The organism is Siccirubricoccus sp. G192, assembly GCF_019084075.1.
Classification (GTDB): domain Bacteria; phylum Pseudomonadota; class Alphaproteobacteria; order Acetobacterales; family Acetobacteraceae; genus G192.
The window spans coordinates 2,907,191-2,923,875 of the sequence record NZ_JAHREN010000001.1 but is presented as its reverse complement, the minus strand read 5'-3'; the positions used below and the strand labels follow the sequence as shown (position 1 = coordinate 2,923,875).

The 16,685-nt window shown below is 71.2% G+C and carries 16 protein-coding genes, 1 pseudogene and 1 riboswitch; of the genes and pseudogenes, 7 read left to right on the top strand and 10 right to left on the bottom strand.

All coding sequences use genetic code 11. The features are described 5' to 3' along the window. From KSF81_RS14000 to KSF81_RS32140, 3 genes and pseudogenes are all read left to right on the top strand, one after another. Complete coding sequence (locus KSF81_RS14000) at positions 1-804, top strand: enoyl-CoA hydratase (RefSeq protein ID WP_217379512.1); 804 nt, start codon at positions 1-3, stop codon at positions 802-804. Between the two features lie 195 nt (positions 805-999). Then, complete coding sequence (locus KSF81_RS13995) at positions 1,000-1,653, top strand: exopolysaccharide biosynthesis protein (RefSeq protein WP_217379511.1); 654 nt, start codon at positions 1,000-1,002, stop codon at positions 1,651-1,653. Between the two features lie 7 nt (positions 1,654-1,660). After that, a riboswitch (cobalamin riboswitch) is annotated at positions 1,661-1,931 on the top strand. Positions 1,932-1,969: 38 nt separating this feature from the next. Continuing rightward, a pseudogene (locus KSF81_RS32140) lies at positions 1,970-2,551 on the top strand (TonB-dependent receptor); the annotation flags it as partial. 137 nt (positions 2,552-2,688) lie between these two features. Here KSF81_RS32140 and KSF81_RS13985 read toward each other — a convergent pair. Then, on the bottom strand, positions 2,689-2,862 hold the full coding sequence (locus tag KSF81_RS13985; protein WP_217379510.1) for a hypothetical protein: 174 nt from the start codon (positions 2,860-2,862) through the stop codon (positions 2,689-2,691). Positions 2,863-3,182: 320 nt separating this feature from the next. Between KSF81_RS13985 and KSF81_RS13980 the strand changes: the two genes are divergently transcribed. Both KSF81_RS13980 and KSF81_RS13975 read left to right on the top strand, forming a co-directional pair. Next, on the top strand, positions 3,183-4,064 hold the full coding sequence (locus KSF81_RS13980; RefSeq protein WP_217379509.1) for a TonB-dependent siderophore receptor: 882 nt from the start codon (positions 3,183-3,185) through the stop codon (positions 4,062-4,064). 22 nt (positions 4,065-4,086) lie between these two features. After that, positions 4,087-4,410 (top strand): YnfA family protein, encoded by a 324-nt coding sequence (locus KSF81_RS13975; protein ID WP_217379508.1) that lies wholly within the window; start codon positions 4,087-4,089, stop codon positions 4,408-4,410. Here KSF81_RS13975 and KSF81_RS13970 read toward each other — a convergent pair. The 4 genes from KSF81_RS13970 to KSF81_RS13955 form a co-directional block, all read right to left on the bottom strand. Continuing rightward, a complete protein-coding gene (locus tag KSF81_RS13970) occupies positions 4,385-5,221 on the bottom strand; it encodes a lipid kinase (protein WP_254453519.1) in 837 nt (278 codons plus the stop codon). The genes KSF81_RS13975 and KSF81_RS13970 overlap by 26 nt on opposite strands. A 93-nt stretch (positions 5,222-5,314) precedes the next feature. Further along, on the bottom strand, positions 5,315-5,869 hold the full coding sequence (locus KSF81_RS13965) for a cob(I)yrinic acid a,c-diamide adenosyltransferase (protein WP_217379506.1): 555 nt from the start codon (positions 5,867-5,869) through the stop codon (positions 5,315-5,317). Between the two features lie 10 nt (positions 5,870-5,879). Beyond that, on the bottom strand, positions 5,880-6,851 hold the full coding sequence (locus KSF81_RS13960; protein WP_217379505.1) for an energy transducer TonB: 972 nt from the start codon (positions 6,849-6,851) through the stop codon (positions 5,880-5,882). Positions 6,852-6,883: 32 nt separating this feature from the next. Then, positions 6,884-7,771 (bottom strand): cation diffusion facilitator family transporter, encoded by an 888-nt coding sequence (locus KSF81_RS13955; RefSeq protein WP_217379504.1) that lies wholly within the window; start codon positions 7,769-7,771, stop codon positions 6,884-6,886. Positions 7,772-7,951: 180 nt separating this feature from the next. On the opposite strand from KSF81_RS13955, the gene KSF81_RS13950 reads away from it, so the two are divergent. Next, a complete protein-coding gene (locus KSF81_RS13950; RefSeq protein WP_217379503.1) occupies positions 7,952-8,155 on the top strand; it encodes a hypothetical protein in 204 nt (67 codons plus the stop codon). A 27-nt stretch (positions 8,156-8,182) separates the two neighbouring features. Here KSF81_RS13950 and metH read toward each other — a convergent pair whose 3' ends face one another. Further along, the gene (metH, locus tag KSF81_RS13945; RefSeq protein ID WP_217379502.1) at positions 8,183-11,689 is read right to left on the bottom strand and encodes a methionine synthase; all 3,507 of its coding nucleotides are present in this window, start codon (positions 11,687-11,689) and stop codon (positions 8,183-8,185) included. Positions 11,690-11,714: 25 nt separating this feature from the next. Next, positions 11,715-12,668, bottom strand: coding sequence for a metalloregulator ArsR/SmtB family transcription factor (locus tag KSF81_RS13940; RefSeq protein WP_217379501.1), 954 nt, complete (start codon positions 12,666-12,668; stop codon positions 11,715-11,717). A gap of 57 nt (positions 12,669-12,725) precedes the next feature. Between KSF81_RS13940 and KSF81_RS13935 the strand changes: the two genes are divergently transcribed. Further along, positions 12,726-13,097: a hypothetical protein gene (locus tag KSF81_RS13935; protein ID WP_254453518.1), complete on the top strand. Its 372-nt coding sequence runs from the start codon at positions 12,726-12,728 to the stop codon at positions 13,095-13,097. Positions 13,098-13,104: 7 nt separating this feature from the next. Here KSF81_RS13935 and KSF81_RS13930 read toward each other — a convergent pair whose 3' ends face one another. The 3 genes from KSF81_RS13930 to KSF81_RS13920 form a co-directional block, all read right to left on the bottom strand. Next, the gene (locus KSF81_RS13930; RefSeq protein WP_217379500.1) at positions 13,105-14,391 is read right to left on the bottom strand and encodes a serine hydrolase; all 1,287 of its coding nucleotides are present in this window, start codon (positions 14,389-14,391) and stop codon (positions 13,105-13,107) included. Positions 14,392-14,503: 112 nt separating this feature from the next. Then, a complete protein-coding gene (locus tag KSF81_RS13925) occupies positions 14,504-15,040 on the bottom strand; it encodes a GNAT family N-acetyltransferase (protein ID WP_217379499.1) in 537 nt (178 codons plus the stop codon). A 51-nt stretch (positions 15,041-15,091) separates the two neighbouring features. Continuing rightward, positions 15,092-16,291 carry an amidase gene (locus KSF81_RS13920; RefSeq protein ID WP_217379498.1) on the bottom strand — a complete coding sequence of 400 codons (1,200 nt, stop codon included), beginning with the start codon at positions 16,289-16,291 and terminating at the stop codon, positions 15,092-15,094. Positions 16,292-16,685: the final 394 nt, after the last annotated feature.

Sequence of the window (16,685 nt, the reverse complement as noted above, 5' to 3'; positions counted from 1 at the left end):
ATGAGCAGGATGGGATTCGCAGCCGGCAAGATCCTGGCGAGCATCGAGGGCGGCGTCGGCCGGGTGGTGTTCAACCAGCCGGAAAAGCGCAACGCCATGTCGGTGGACATGTGGGGCGGCATGGGCAGCGCGCTCGACCTCTTCGCCGAGGACCCCTCCGTGCGCTGCGTGGTGCTGCAGGGCGCGGGCGACAAGGCCTTCGTCTCCGGCGCCGATATCAGCCAGTTCGAGAAGAACCGCGCCAATGCCGACGCGCAGGCCGAATACGACCGCCTCACCAGCGCCGGTCGCGCCAAGCTCGCCGCCTTCCGCAAGCCGGTGATCGCCCAGATCCGCGGCTTCTGCATGGGTGGCGGGCTTGGCATCGCGATGTCGACCGATATCCGCATCGCCTCCGATGACAGCCAATTCGGCATCCCGGCAGCCAGGCTCGGCATCGCCTATGGCTTCGACATGGTGCGCGCGCTGGTCGATCTGGTCGGGCCCGCGCATGCCAACATGATCCTGATGACCGGCGACCGCTTCGCCGCCGCCGAGGCCGAGCGCTTCGGCCTGGTCAACAAGGTGGTGCCGGTGGCCGAGCTCGATGCCGTGGTGGCGAAGCTGGCCGCCACCATGGCGGCCAATGCGCCGCTCTCCCTCACCACCAACAAGCTCACGGTGAAATCCGTGCTGCAGGACCGGGCGGACCGCGACATGGGTGCGCTCCGCGCCGCCATGGCCGCCTGCTTCGATAGCGCCGATTACCGGGAGGGCCGCCGTGCCTTCATGGAAAAGCGCAAGCCTGCCTTCACCGGCGGTTGAGGCCCGGGGCCGGCCGGCGATTTGCCCGGCCGGCCACCCTTGCCAGCGCCAGAATTGCAGTGCATCGACAGCCGCTTCCGCATAATCTCTGGCCCGCCGTCTCGATCCCGGAAAGAGGTTGCGGGCGGCAAGGCTTACGCGGTGGCCTCCTTGTCCGGGGCGCCACCCTCTGGGACGAAGGGTCAGAAACCGGGAATGGACGGAAACGTCGAGGCCCCACTCGTCGTGGCGTTGCCGCAGGGCTGCCATGACGGTGAAGGAGCGCCAATTTCGCGCATCGTGGCGGAGGTGGCGGCTCGTTGCCCGGGCGAGCGCATCACGCTAGGCGAGATGGCGGAGGCTTTCGGCGACCGTGCCTTCGGCCTGCTGATCCTGCTGCTCTGCCTGCCCTCGCTGCTGCCCGGCATGGCCTCGGTCTTCGGCCTGCCGATGCTGGTGCTCGGCGTGCAGATGGGGTTCGGCCGGCGGACGCCGAAGCTGCCACGCTTCATCGCGAAGCAGAGCATCAAGCGGGCGGATCTGCTGCGACTCACCGGCGCCTCCACCAAGTGGCTGCGCAAGGTGGAGCAGTATGTGAAGCCGCGGCCGGGCATCTTCACCTCGCCGCTGGGCGACCGGTTCTTCGGCTGGCTCACCGCCTATGTGGCGATCATGCTGATCCTGCCGGGGCCGGGCACCAATGGCCCGCCGGCCTTCGGCAATATCATCATGGCGCTTGGCCTCGTGGAGCACGACAACCGCACCACCGGCTGGGGCATGGCGATCACCCTGGCGGGCTGCGCCTTCGCCACCGCGGTGCTGGGCACGCTCTGCTTCTTCGGCGTGAAGGCCCTGGGCTGGCTCTTCTGACTCTGCTAAAGCCGCCGCATGCGCCGGTGGCCCGCAAGGGCTGAAACGGGAACGCGGAACGGCACGGCGGAAGCCGGGTCCAGGCCGCGGCTGCCCCCGCAACTGTAGGCGGTGAGCGGGTTCCAGCATGCCATTGCGCGCCCAGGGGCTTCACCTGGGGCGTGAGAAGGCGGAACCCCCCTTCGCCGCTGCGACCACCCAATCGCCCTCCGGGGCGAGGCCAGGCCGCAGCGGCAACACCGCGAGCCAGGAGACCGGCCGGCGCAGAGCCGTCTCGCGCGTGCCGGGCGGGGTAGACCGGCGCAACGGAAGGGCCATGCGGCTGCGGCGCGCTCCACAGGGGCTCGCCGCATCGCATCGCCAAGGGACCGCATCGCCCCCTGGCGATGCGTCCTCCGCATGCGGGAACGACGTTCCTTGTCCCGTTCCGGGTTCCCGGGACGGGGCGTGTCGTCATGTCCGCACGGAGGAACCGATGCGACGCCTTCTGCCCCTCGCCCTCGCCCTGGGCTTCACCCCCCCTGCCCATGCGCAGCAGGCCATCCCCGATACCATCGTCACCGCCACCCGCGTGCCGACGCCGCAGGAACGGGTGCCGGCCGCGATCACCGTCATCACCCGCCAGCAGATCGAGGAACGTGGCTACCAGAGCCTGCCGGAGGCGCTGGCTGCGGTGCCGGGCTTCCGCATTGCCCAGACCGGCGGGCTGGGGCAGCAGGCCAGCGGCTTCCTGCGTGGCAACAGCAGCCGCAGCGTCCTGGTGCTGCTGGATGGCGTGCCGGTCAACGACCCCGCGGAGCCGAACGGCGCCTTCAATTTCGGCAATGACCTGCTTTTCGACGTGGAGCGGATCGAGGTGGTGCGCGGCCCCGCCTCGGCCCTCTATGGCTCCGCCGCGATCGGCGGCGTGGTCAATCTGGTGACGCGGCGCGCTCCGCCCGACCGCGCCTTCGCCCCCTATGGCGAGCTGGCCGGCGGCACGCAGCGGACGCTGCGCGGCGGGCTCGGCGCCACCGGCACGCTGGGCGCCTTCGACTACCTGCTTTCGGGCCAATCCGTCAGCACCCAGGGCTTCAACACCATCGCGCCGCGCCTGCCGAACATCGGCGAGCGCGACGGCTTCCGCGGCGCCGCCAGCACCGCCCGGCTCGGCTGGACGCCGCAGCCCGGCACCCGCGTCGAGGGGTTGCTGCGCTGGCGGCAGAACAACCTCGGCCTCGACAGCGTGCCGCGCGACGATCCGAACTATTCCGGCGAGGACCGCCGGTATTTCGGCCAGATCCGCGGCGAGACCCGGCTTTTCGACGGCGCCTGGACCACCGGGCTGCGCCTGGCCGCCACCGAGGACCGCCGCCGCTACACGAACCTGCCGGACAGCGTGAGCAGCTCGACCGCAGATGACCTCTATCGCGGCAGCCGCACCACCCTCGACTGGGGCAATACGCTGCGGCTGCCGGGCCTTGGCGCGCTGCGCGATGGTACGCTCGGCTTCGGCATCACCCATGCGCTGGAATCCGCCCGCAGCGCCAATGGCACCCCCCTTCCGCACCACGGTGGATGCGCAGCAGCACAGCACCGGCGGCTATGCGACGCTGCAATACCGCCTCTTCGAGCGGCTGGACCTGACGGCGGGGCTGCGGCACGACGCCACCACCGGCTTCACCGATGCCACCACCTGGCGGCTCGGCGCCGTGCTGGCCGTGCCGGAACTGGCGTCGCGGTTGCGTGCCTCGGCCGGCACTGGCTTCGCCGCGCCCTCCCTGTTCCAGCGCTTCGGCGTGATCCCGGGCTTTTTCCAGGGCAATCCGGATCTGCGCCCGGAACGCTCCTTCGGCTGGGAGGTGGGGGCGGAGACCGATATCGCGGCATTCGGCCGGCCCGATTTCGCCATGCCCTCCTTCACCTTCTTCCAGAGCCGGGTGCGCGACCTCATCAACTTCAATGCCGGCTTCGATACCCTCGCCAATGTCGACCGGGCCAATATCCACGGCGCCGAGCTTGGCCTGACCTTGCGCCCCGCCGCCTGGCTGGAGGCCACGGCCACCTGGACCATCACCGAGGCTTTCGACGCCAATACCGACCAGCGCCTGCCGCGCCGCCCGGAACATGTGGTGAGCCTCACCGCGCGGCTGGCGCCGCTGCCGCGGGTGGTGATCGCGCCGACCCTGCTCTTCACCGGCCCCAGCCCGGAGGGCGCCTTCGCCAGCTACGACAATACCGGGCAGGCCAATCCCACGCCTCGCAACAACCCGGCCGGCACGGTGCTGCACCTCACCGCCACCTGGCAGGCCTGGGACCAGGTCGGCTTGTTCCTGGAGGCGCGCAACCTCGGCAACAGCCGCTTCGAGCCGGTGAACGGCTTCGTCACCCCGGGCCGCAGCGTGCTGGTCGGCACGCGTTTCGCGCTGTGACGAAGGCAGGCTACGGGCAGGGATGAGCGCCCTGCCTGCCTATGCCGGCGCGGCTTTGGCCGAGATCGCCGGCTGCTTCGCCTTCTGGGCCTGGCTGCGGCAGGGTGCCTCGGCCTGGTGGCTGCTGCCGGGCCTGGCCTGCCTCGCCGGTTTCGCCTGGCTGCTGACACTGGTGGAGAGCGATGCGGCGGGCCGGGCCTATGCCGCCTATGGCGGGGTCTATATCGCCGCCTCGCTGCTCTGGCTCTGGGCAGTGGAGCGGCAGGTGCCCACCGCCTGGGATCTCGCCGGGGCGGCGGTCTGCCTGCTCGGCGCCGGCATCATCCTGCTCGGGGCGGCCCGCTGATGCCTGCCATCTCCGCCGGGGCATCCTCGGGCACGAAGACCTGCACCGCGCCGCGCAGCAGGCGGAAGCGGACCGGGGTGCGGGTGGTGATCTCGCCATCGGTATTGACGGCGCGGCGGCGCCGGGTGCGGATTTCCAGCTCCTGCCCCGCGGCGGTCATCACCTCCTGCCAGCGCCCATGGTCGCCGCGGCGGAGCGAGGGCAGCAGCAGCAGCAGGCGCCAGAAGCTGGCGACCTCCAGGCTGAAGACCTGCAGCCTGCCGTCATCGATCCGCGCATCCTCGCCGACCGTCATGCCGCCGCCATAGTGGCGGCCATTGCCGACCGCGATATGCACGGTGCGGCTGCGCAGCACCCGCCCGCCACAACTGACCTCGGCGGTGAAGGGCCTGAGCCGTGCCAGCACGCGCAGCGCCGCCACCAGGTAGCCGAGCTTGCCCCAGCGCCGCTTGGCATCCCGCGTCAGCGCCTGTGTCAGGTCGACGCCGAAGCCGATGCTGGCCACGTTGAAGAAGGGCACGTCATTGGCCAGGCCGAGATCGATGGCATGCAGCCGCCCGCCCGCGGCGATCCGCGCCGCCGCCGCCGGGTCTTCCGGAATCCCCAGGGTGCGCGCCAGGTCGTTGGCGGTGCCCATCGGGATGATGCCAAAGGGCAGGCCGCTCTCCAGCAGGGCGGGGGCGGCGGCATTCATGGTGCCGTCGCCGCCGGCCAGCACCACCCGGTCCACCTGGCCGGCATGGGCGCGGATCAGCGCGACGGCCCCCCTGGCCCGCCACCTCCGCCGGGCAGATCGGGTCGAGCCCGGCATCGCGCAGCAGGCCAAGGAGCATGGCCGCATCGCCGCCCTTCCGGCTCCGCGGATTGGCGAGGAGCAGGGTGCGCGGGCCCGGCGGCATCCCGGCTAGCGCGAGCCGCCCGGCACCCAGAGCACATCCCCCGCGCCATTGCCGTTCAGCCGGCGCGACAGGACGAAGAGATGGTCGGAAAGCCGGTTGAGGTAGCGCACCGCATCCGGGTTCAGCGCCTCCGCCGCCGCGAGGCGCACCACCAGGCGCTCGGCCCGGCGGGTGACGGTGCGGGCGAGATGCGCCGCCGCCGCCCCCGGCGTGCCGCCCGGCAGGACGAAGCTGGTGAGCGCCGGCAGCGAGGCATTCATGGCGGCGATCTCCGCCTCCAGCCGGGCGCATTGCGCGGCGGCGACGCGCAGGCGGTCGCCGCCCAGGCCTGGCACGCAGAGATCGGCGCCGAGGTCGAAGAGGTCATGCGCGATGCGGACCAGCATCGCATCCTCCTCGCCGGCCACATGCAGGCGGAGCAGGCCGATCGTGGCATTGGCCTCGTCCACCGCGCCGATCGCCTCGATCCGGAGCGCGTCCTTGCGCAGCCGCGTGCCGTCGCCGAGCGAGGTCTCCCCGCCATCGCCGCCGCGGGTGGTAATCACGTTGAGCTTGACCATGCTGCGCGCCCTATTGCCGCAAGCGGAAATGGATCGCGGTGCGGATACTGCCAGGGACCGGCGTGCCGTCCCGCTGCGCCGGGCGGAAGCGCCAGCGCAGCGCGGCGCGTTGCGCCGCCTCGTCCAGCGCCGGATGGCCGGAGGTCTGCACCACCTCGACCCCCGTGACCTGGCCGGCCTCCGAGATGCGCAGCAGCACCGTGACCACGCCCTGCTCGCCGCGGCTGCGGCTGGCGAAGGGGTATTCGGGTTCCGGGTTGCGGAATCCCGGAATCTGCGAAGGCGGCGTGACCGCGCCGACCACCCGGCTGCCACCCAGCGCCACGGGCGGCGGGCCTGCCCCCCAGGGCGAGGGTGCCGCCTGCTGGGGCGGGGGTTGGGCCTGAGGCGGCGCCTGCCGGGCCGGCGCAGGGCGCGGCGGCGGCGGCATGGGTGGTGGTGGCAGGGGCAGTGGCGGCTCCTGCAGTGCCTCCTCCTCGGGCGGCGGAGTTTCCGGCATGGCCGGCGCCGGTGGGGGCGGCAGCGTCACCGCGGGGATGGGCGCTGGCAGCGGGGGTGGCAAGAGGGCGGCCAAGGCCGGCGGCGGAACGGCTGGCGCTTCCGGGGGTGGCGGTGCCTGGACTGGATCAGGGGCGGTGGCCTGTGCCGGGGGCGGCAGCGGCGGCGGTGGTGCCATGGCGGCAGGCGCTGGCGGCGGCACGCTGGGGGGCGGGCCCGGCTCGGGCGGGGCCGCCGCCTCCGCCGGTGCGGGCGGCGCAGGGACTTCGCCCGTCACCAGCGAATCCTCGGCCGCCTCCTGCTGCCAGATGATCTCCACTGCCTGCTCCGGCGCCGGCGCCTGGGGGGGCGGCCGGTGCAGCAGCAGCAGGATCGCGGCCAGCGCCGCGCCATGCAGCAGCAGCGAGAACGCCGGGGCCCAGGCCGATAGCCGCGCGGCGGGCCGCTCGGTTGGGCCAGGCAGGGGCCGGTCCGCCTCCTGCAACCGCCATCCTGCCGCCCCGCCCGCCAGCACGTTCACAGCACCAGCACGCCGTGATGCTTCGCCTTGCCCTCCGGCTCAACATGGATGGTGATGATGGCGTCCTCGACCTCGGCCTTCAGCGCCGCCTCGATCCGGTCGCAGATGGCATGAGCCTCCTCGACCCGCATCTCGCCGGGGACGACGAGGTGGAATTCGATGAAGGTCAGCCGCCCGGCATGGCGGGTGCGGAGGTCATGCGCCTCGATCGCCCCCTCCGCATTGGTCGAGACGCCGTTGCGGATGCGGGCCATCAGGCCGGGCTCCACCGCCTCATCCATCAAGCCGCCGACCGATTCCCGCACCAGCCGCCCGCCCGACCACAGGATATTCGCCGCGGTCAGCGCTGCCAGCAATGGGTCGAGCCAGAGCAGCCCCGTCAGCGCCACCATGCCGACCCCCACCAGCACGCCGGCCGAGGTGACGACATCCGCCACCAGATGCCGCGCATCGGCCAGCAGCGCCGGCGACCGGGCGGCGCGGCCGCGGCGGAACAGCACCGCGGCCCAGGCGGCATTGATGGCGGTGGCAATACCGGAAACCAGCAGGCCCAGCGCCGGCTGGTCCGGGGCGTGCGGCACGAAGAAGGCGCCCAAGGCCTGGTGCAGGATGGCGACCGCGGCGATGACGATCAGCGCCCCCTCCAGCACGGCTGAGAAATATTCCGCCTTGGTATGCCCGTAGGGGTGGTTGGCATCCGGCGGCATCGCCGCGTAGCGCACCGCCGCCAACGCGGCGAGCGCGGCGGCCACATTCACCACGCTCTCCATCGCATCGGCCAGCAGCGCGACGCTGCCGGTCAGCGCCCAGGCGCCAAGCTTGAGCGCCAGCACGAGGCAGGCAATGAGGACGCTGCCGGCCGCGGTTCGAACGGCCCGGCTCATGCGCGGCAAGGGGCCCGGCCGTGCGGGGCGGGTGGGGAGGCTGCGGCTTGCACCTGGCGAAACGGCTCCGGAGGGCGGGGTGGTTCATGCCCCGAGCGGCTCCCCGGGGGCAACCCCCGGCGGGACGGAACGCAAGGGGCTGCGGCCCGTTCGGGGCGGAGTGGCAGATGGGAGGCCAGCATGGAAGAGGATTCCGGAGCCGATGGGGCCGGGCCAGCCGCATCCACCGACCGCCGCAACCCCGGCGACCAAGCCAGGCCGGGCTCGAAACAGACCGGGATGGTGTCCTGCCCGGAGTGCCATGGCAGCGGCAGGCAGGCGAACCGGCCCTGCCCGAATTGCGGCGGCACCGGCGAGGTGGTTCAGATCGTCGGCGACGCCTGAACCGGCACCCAAGCCGGGCCCGCCCGGTCAGACCGAGAAGTATTTCGCCCTGGGGTGGTGCAGGACGATGGCGCTGGTGGATTGCTCCGGGTGCAATTGCCATTCATCCGAGAGCGACACGCCGATCCGCTCGGCCTGGAGCAGGCGCATCAGGGGCTCCTGGTCCTCAAGCCGCGGGCAGGCCGGGTAGCCGAAGGAATAGCGACCGCCGCGGTAGCCCTGGCTCAGCATCCTGTCCATGTCGCGGTCGTCCTCGGCCGCGAAGCCCCATTCGGCGCGGATGCGCTTGTGGACGTATTCGGCCATCGCCTCCGCCATCTCCACCGACAGCCCGTGCAGGTAGAGGTAGTCCTGGTAGCGGTTCTCCTCGAACCAAGCCCGCGCTACTTCGCTCGCCTTCTGGCCCACCGTGACCACCTGCAGGCCAATCACGTCGCGCGCCAGCGGGCCATCGCCGATGTCGCGCACAAGATCGGCGATGCATTCGCCATCCGGCTTCGGCTGGCGCGGCAGGGTGAAGCGCGCGGCTTCGGTGATGCCATCCTGCTCGAACAGGACCAGGTCGTTGCCCTGGCCGGCGCATTTCCAGTAGCCGTAGATCGCCTGCGGCCGGAGGATGTTGTCCGCCTCGGCGATCGCCAGCATGCGTTTCAGCACCGGGCGCAGTTCCTGCTTCGCCCAGCCGAGGAAATCATCCAGCGACCGCCCCTGCTTCCGGAAACCCCATTGGGATTGATAGAGGCTGCGCTCATTGATGAAGGGGATCACCGCCTTGGGCGAGGCCTCTATCGCGCGCGGCCCCCAGAAGGGCGGGTCGGGCACCGGCTCGCCGGCGGTGAGGCGGCGGCGGCGCTCCTGCGCATAGCCGATCTCGACCGGGGCGAAGCCGCGCGGATCGGCTGTGCCGAGCACGCGCTTCTCGTTCTTCGGCTTGCCGACACGCTTCGCCTGCAAGGCGGCCAGGTAGTCGTCGAAGCCATTGCCCATCACCCGGTCCATCAGGTGCAGGCCGTCGAAGGCGTCGCGCGCATAGGCGACGCGGCCCAGCCGGTCGCTCTGGGCATAGGCGCGGACGCAATCATCCTCGACATAGTTGCGGGTCAACGCGGCGCCACCGAGCATCACCGGGATGTTGAGGCCCTGGCGCGACATCTCCTCCAGGTTCTCGCGCATCACCACGGTGGATTTCACCAGCAGGCCGGACATGCCGATGGCATGCGCGCGGTGCTCCTTGGCCGCCGTGAGGATATCGGCCAGCGGCACCTTGATGCCGAGATTGACCACCTTGTAGCCGTTGTTGGTCAGGATGATGTCGACCAGGTTCTTGCCGATGTCGTGCACGTCGCCCTTGACGGTGCCGAGCACGATGGTGCCCTTCTCCTGGCCCTCGACCCGCTCCATATGCGGCTCCAGCCAGGCGACGGCGGCCTTCATCGTCTCGGCGGATTGCAGCACGAAGGGAAGCTGCATCTTGCCGGCGCCGAAGAGCTCGCCCACCACCTTCATGCCGTCCAGCAGGATGTCGTTGATGATGGCGAGCGGCGTATGGCCCTGCGCCATCGCATCCGCCAGCTCCTGCTCCAACCCCTTGCGGTCGCCATCCACGATGCGGTCCTTGAGGCGGCCCTCCACCGTCTCGGACTTCTGGCGCACCGCCGTATCCGCGGCCTTGCGCCCGGAGAACATCTCCAGAAGCCGCTGCAAGGGGTCGTAGCCCTCGCGGCGGCGGTCGAAGATCAGGTCCTCGACCACCTGCACCTCTTCCGCGGGGATCAGGTGCAGCGGCTTGATCTTGCTGACATGCACGATGGCGCCGGTCATGCCGGCGCGCACGGCATGGTCCAGGAAGACGCTGTTCAGCACGTGCCGCGCCGCCGGGTTGAGGCCGAAGGAGATGTTCGACAGGCCAAGGATGATCTGGATGTCCGGGAATTCCTCCCGGATCATGCGGATCCCCTCCAGCGTCCACTGGCCGAGCTTGCGGTCGTCCTCGTTGCCGGTGGCGATGGTGAAGGTCAGCGGGTCGATCAGCAGGTCGCTCTGCGGCAGGCCATGCTTCGTGCAGGCGAATTCCACCAGGCGGCGGGCGATGCGGAGCTTGTCCTCTGCGGTCTTCGCCATGCCCACCTCATCGATGGTCAGGGCGATGACGGCGGTGCCGAATTTCTTGGCCAGCACCAGCCGGTCCGTGGCTGCCTTCTCGCCATCCTCGAAATTGATCGAGTTGATGATCGGCTTGCCGCCATGCAGCTTCAGCGCGGATTCGATCACCGGCGTCTCGGTGCTGTCGATCACCAGCGGGCTGTTGACGCTGCTGGTGAAGCGCCGGATCACCTCGTTCATCTCGGCCACCTCGTCGCGGCCGACGAAGGCGGTGCAGATGTCGAGGCTGTTGGACCCCTCCCCTACCTGCTCGCGCCCGATCGCGACGCAGCCATCCCAGTCATGCGACGCCTGGCGTTCCCGCCAGGCCTTGCTGCCATTGGCGTTGCAGCGCTCGCCGATGGAGAAATAGGCGTTCTCCTGCCTGAGCGCTGTCGCACCATAGAGGCTGGCGACCGAGGGCACCCAGTAGGATTTCCGCGCCACCGGCGCCGGCCGGGGCTCGCCGATGCGGCGCAGCATCGCGTCCAGCGCCTGGATATGCGGCACCGAGGTGCCGCAGCAGCCGCCGATCAGGTTCAGCCCGTCCTCGCGGACGAAGCGCTCCATCCAGCCGGCCATGTCCTCGGCGCCGAGCGGGTAATGGGTCTGGCCGTCCACCAGTTCCGGCAGCCCGGCATTGGGCTGGGCGGAGAGCAGGCCGGGCCAGTTCTGGCTGAGCCAGCGGATATGCTCGGCCATCTCCTGCGGCCCGGTGGCGCAGTTGAGGCCGATCAGCGGCACGTCCAGCGCATGCACCACCGTGGCCGCGGCGGCGATGTCGGGGCCGACCAGCAGGGTGCCGGTGGTCTCGACCGTCACCTGCACGAAGATCGGCGTATCGGTGCCCGCCGCGTGCCGCGCCGCCTTGGCGCCGTTCACCGCGGCCTTGATCTGCAGGGTGTCCTGGCAGGTCTCGATCAGGATGCAATCGACGCCGCCGGCGATCAGCCCGCGACACTGTTCCGTCAGCGCCGCCTCCAGCGGGTCATAGGCGATGTTGCCGAGGCTCGGCAGCTTGGTGCCGGGGCCCACCGAGCCCACCACCCAGCGGTGGCGGCCATCGGCGAAGCTCTCCGCCGCTTCGCGCGCCAATTCGGCGGCAACCTTGTTGATCTCGAAGGCGCGCTCGCCCAGCTCGAATTCACCTAAGGTCACGGCGCTGCCGCCGAAACTGTTGGTCTCCACCATATCGGCACCGGCGGCGAAATAGCCGCGGTGGATGTCCCGCACCAGATCGGGGCGGGAGAGGTTCAGCACCTCGGTGCAATTCTCCTTGCCCCAGTAGTCGCGGTCGATATCCAGCGTCAGCGCCTGGACGCGGCTGCCCATGCCGCCGTCGCAGAGCAACACGCGGTCCTTCAGGGCGTCGAGCAGATGCGGTCGGGCCATGGGGCGTTCTTTCAAAGATCAGGTGTCAAAAAGTCAGGGCGGGAGCCGGCGCGGCGGCCATGCCGGGAACGCGCCGTGCCGGCCAGAGCCGCACAGCGAGCGGCCCCGGCACCGTCACCGGCGGTAGCGCGGCGCAGCCGGCGGCGCCGAGCCAGCCGGCCAGCGCCGCATCGTCGAAGCCGGGCCAGCGATGTGCCTGGCGCTCCAGCAGCCCGGCGCGGTCATGCGGCGCGAGATCGGCCACCAGCAGCAGCCCGTCCGGGCGCAGCACCCGGGCCGCCTCGGCCAGCGCGGCGGCGGGGTCCTCGGCGTAGTGCAGCACCATCTGGAGGGCCACCACGTCGAAGGAGGCATCGGGCAGCGGCAGGCGGTACATATCGGCCTGGCGCACGGCACAGCGGCCGGCGAGGCCATGCTCCGCCAGCCGCGCCCGGGCCAGGGCCAGCATGTCGCGGCTGGCATCGATGCCTAGTGCCCGCCCGGCCCGCTCCGCCACCAGTTCCAGCAGCCTTCCGGTGCCGGTGCCGATATCGAGGAAGGCGGGGATGGCGGGCGGCAGCAGGGCCAGCAGCGCCGCCTCGATCGCCGCGGCGGGCAGGCCGAGGGCGCGTAACTCATCCCAGTCGGCGCCATCGCGGCGGAAGGCGGCGGAGGCCTCGCGCGCCCTTTCGGCGGCAAGGCGGGCGGCCTGGCGGCGGTCGGCGGCAAGCTGCGGGTCGTCCTCCGGCAGGTGGGCCAGGATCAGCCGGGCAAGCTCGGCCCCGGCGGGCAGGTGGAAATAGACATTGGCGCCCTCCGGCACCCGCTCCAGCAACCCCGCCTCGACCAGCAGCTTCAGGTGGCGCGAGAGGCGCGGCTGGGACTGGCCCAGCAGCTCGCAGAGATCCGAGACGCAGAAGGCGCCGCGGGCACAGAGCGCGAGCAGCCTGAGCCGGGTGGGCTCGGCGGCGGCGCGCAATTGGAGCAGGAGGTCGTCCATGGGCTTGTCAATGACATAAAGATATCCTTATGTCTAGCTCACAAGACGGAGCGCCCCTTGGCCTGGACCCTCGATGCCCGCCTGCCGGTGGTAGTGGTGACGAATCCGGCGGCGCTGGCGGCGGCACTGGCGGCCGGGCCGCCGGCCGCGATCCTGGCCGAGATGCCGGTCCCTCCCCTGCCCAGCGGGTTTCCGCCAAGGGAGGATTTCGAGCCCTCGCTGCCCCATGCCGCCGCCTGCGGTTGCTGCAGCGGCCGCCCGCCGGCCGCCGTGGCGCTGGATCGGCTGTTCCAGGCCCGGGTGCGCGGGCAGTGCCCCTGGTTCGAGCGGGTGGTGGCACTGGCCCCGACGCCGGCGGGGCGAACCGCGGTCGAGGCGGCGCTGACCTGTGATGCGGTGACGGAAGCACGCTTCCGCGCCGCCGCCTGATCTTCCGCTACTCCACGATGGCCGAATGCACGAGTTGCTGGATCAGCCGCCGATAGGCGGCCCGGTCCACGCTCGGCGCCGCGGTCATGTAGACCGCGACGAGTTCCGCCCGCGGGTCCACCCAGAAATGCGTGCCGCCATAGCCCGCCCACATGTATTGCCCGGCATTGCCATGCACGCCGGCGATGCCGTCCTGCAGCCGCACCGCGAAGCCAAGGCCGAACCCGTAGCCCGGCGTGCCGAGCACCCCCACCGGCGTCGGCTGCGCCATGCCGGCCAGGTGGTCGGCGGTCATCAGCCGCACGGATTCCGGCGACAGGATGCGCACCCCGTCCAGCACCCCGCCATTCGCCAGCATCTGGGCGAAGCGGAGATAATCCGCCGCAGTGGCAAGTCCGCCGCCGCCCCCAGAGGCGTTGCCCGGTGGCCACGCGGGATCGAACATCGAGATCGGCCGGTTGCCCTGCGCCGGATCGACGCCGAGATGCCTGGCCAGCCGCCCGATCTGCTCCGGCGGCGACCAGAAGCCGCTATCGGTCATGCGCAGCGGCCGGAACAGGCGCTCCTCCAGGAAGGCTTCCAGCCGCTGGCCGGAGACAACCTCCACCACCCGGCCGAGCACATCGGTGGAGAGGCCGTATTCGAAGGTGGTACCGGGCTGGTGCACCAGCGGTGCCTGGGTGACACGGCGGGTGAACTCTTCCGGGCTGTGCTTCATGTATTCATTGAGGCCGAGATTGGCATAGGCCTCCCGGACCGGCTGGTTCTGAGTCCTTGTGCCATAGGTCAGGCCCGAGGTGTGGCGCAGCAGGTCCTGCAGCGTCATCTGCCGGGCCTGCGGCACCAGGGCATAGCCCATGCGGGCAAGGGTCGCGTTCGGCTGCGCCACGCTCACCTGCAACCGATCGAAGCCAGGCAGGTGGCGACTGACCGGGTCGGTGAGCTGCAGCCGCCCCTCCTCCGCCAGCATCAGGGCGGCAACCGAGGTCATGGGCTTGGTCATGGAGTAGATACGGAACACCGCATCCAGCGGCATGGGCGCGCCTTCCGCCTTGTCGCGGAAGCCGATCGCCTCGGCATAGGCCAGCCGGCCGCGGCGCGCGATCATAATCACGGCGCCGGGCAGGCGGCTTTCCGCCACCTCGCGCTCGATGAAGGGGCGGATGCGGGCCAGGCGCTGCGGGTCGAGCCCCACCTCCTCGGGCTTCGCGCCGGGCAGCGGCTGGGCAGCAAGCGGCAGGGCGAGGGCAAGGGCCAGCAGCCCCGGCATGGCCAGGACGGCACGTCTCAACATGGTGTTTCCTCCAGTTTGGGGCGGCGCTCGGCCACCGCCAAGGAGGAATGTAGCGGCAGCGGCGCCATCCGCGCGGGAAATCCGCCTGCTGATCGCCTCAGCCAGGGCGGACTCAGCCCGGCTTCGCAGGCGCCTGCGGCACGTCGCGATCCCCACCGCCGATCGCCCGCTGCATGAACACCACGTCGAGCCAGCGGCCGAATTTCACCCCCGCTGCCCGCAGCACCCCGGCCTGCCGGAAGCCGAGCGAGACATGCAGGCCGATCGAGCCGACATTGTCGGAATCCCCGATCACCGCGAAGATCTGCCGGAAGCCCGCTGCCTCGGCGCGTTCCAGCAGCGCCGCCACCAGCGCCTTGCCGACGCCCTGGCCGCGGATGTCATCGCGGACATAGACGGAATCCTCGCCGGCGAAGCGATAGGCGGAGCGCGGCCGGAACTGGGCGAAATAGGCGAAGCCGAGGATCTCCCCCGCCTCCTCGGCCACCAGCCAGGCCCAGCCCTGCCGCTGCACATTGGCGATGCGCCCCGCCATCTCGGCCTCGGGCGGCGGCTCCTCCTCGAAGGTGCCGGTGCCATGCAGCACATGATGCGCGTAGATGGCAGTGATCGCCGGAAGGTCGGCCGGCAGGGCGTCGCGGATCTGCATCCCTTGTGCCTAGCGTTCCATGTCCAGTCGGACAAGGTGGCGCGGCAGCATCTAGACCGGCAACCCGATCTCGCCCGCCAGCGCCTCGGCCAATGCCAGCAGTGCCCGGTCGCGGCCCGGCGCGGCCACGAGGGAAAACCCTACCGGCGCGCCCTCCGTCCGCCCGGCCGGCAGCGTCACCTCGCATAGCCCGGCCAGGCCGGCGATGGCGGTCACGCCCATGCTGCGCTCCCGCACCGCATTCTGGTCCGCGAGCGGGATGCCGAGGCGTGGTGCCGGCACCGGCGAGGTCGGATAGGCCAGGACAGCGCCGCCAGCCAGCAGCGCTAGCATCCGGGCCTGGAAATGCCGGCGGAAGGCGCGGCCGGCGGCGGCCTTGGCCGGATCCATCGTGCGGGCGGCGGCGAATCGCTCGGCCACGCCCGGGCCGAAGGCTGGCCGCGTCGCCTCGATCCAACTGCCGAGCGTGGCCCAGGCCTCCTCCGCCTGGGCGCAGCGGAAATGCTCATAGAGGGCATCGAGCCCCTCCGGCGCCACCTCCACCCGCAGCGCCGGGCCGAGCAGCCGCTCGGCGCCCCGCAGCGCCTCGGCCAGCGCCGCGGCGGTGGCGGGTTCGGCATTCATCCAGGCCTGGTCCAGCTTCAGCAGCGGGCCGAGCCCGCCCGTCCCGGCCGACTCCGGCAGCAACACCTCGCCCACCCGCGCCAGCACGCCAGCACGGGCGGCGAACCAGCCGGCGGTGTCGAAGCTCGGGCCAAGGCCGCAGGCGCCGGTGAGATTCACTGCACCCCAGCTCGGCCGGATGCCGAAGGTGCCGCAATAGCTGGCCGGGATGCGGACCGAGCCGCCGGTATCCGAGCCCAGCGCGAAATCCACCAGCCCCGCCGCCACTGCCGCCGCCGAGCCGCAGGAGGAGCCGCCGGGGAAGCGGCCCGGCGCCGCCGGGTTCAGCGGCGTGCCGTGCCAGACATTCTCGCCGGTGAGGCCATAGGCAAGTTCGACCGTTCTGGTCTTGCCACGCAGGGTCGCGCCCGCCATCAGTAGCGCGGTGATGCAGGGCGCGGTGGCGGCGGCGGGCGGATGGGTGCGGCCCCAGTCCGGGTTGCCATAGGTGGTGGGGTGGCCGGCGACGTCGTAGAGGTCCTTCACCGCGAAGCCGAGCCCGGCCAGACCCCCTGCCGGCGCGCCGGGCACCTCCACCCGTGGCCCAGGCACGAAGGCTCCGACGCTGTCGGCCACGGCATCCGCCATCCCAGCTACTCCACCAGGGTTCCAGGGCAGGAAGGTGGCGTATCCGGCCCGGCGCCGCAACAGGACGCCCGCCGTCGCCGTTCCATCATGGGTCGCGGGCTCTGCGAGCCTCCCGGCACACAGCAGGCCTGGCCTGCAAGGCAGGAAAAGCCCGTGCCGATGCCGTTTTCGGTCAACCCCCGGATGTGGCGGACTGGAAGGCCGAAGCCTGGCGGCACAGCCGCGGAAAGCGGCTGGAATGTCGTGGCCGAGGGGATTGCGGTGAATGGTCGGCAAGCACCGGTCGAATCACCGCTTCGGCTGGTCCAGACCAGGGTAGTCGCGGCCAGGCCGCAGAACTGCGCGACGCGTCGCGTCCTCTGGAAGGGCCAAGCGCCCGTGTCGTGATGGGCGC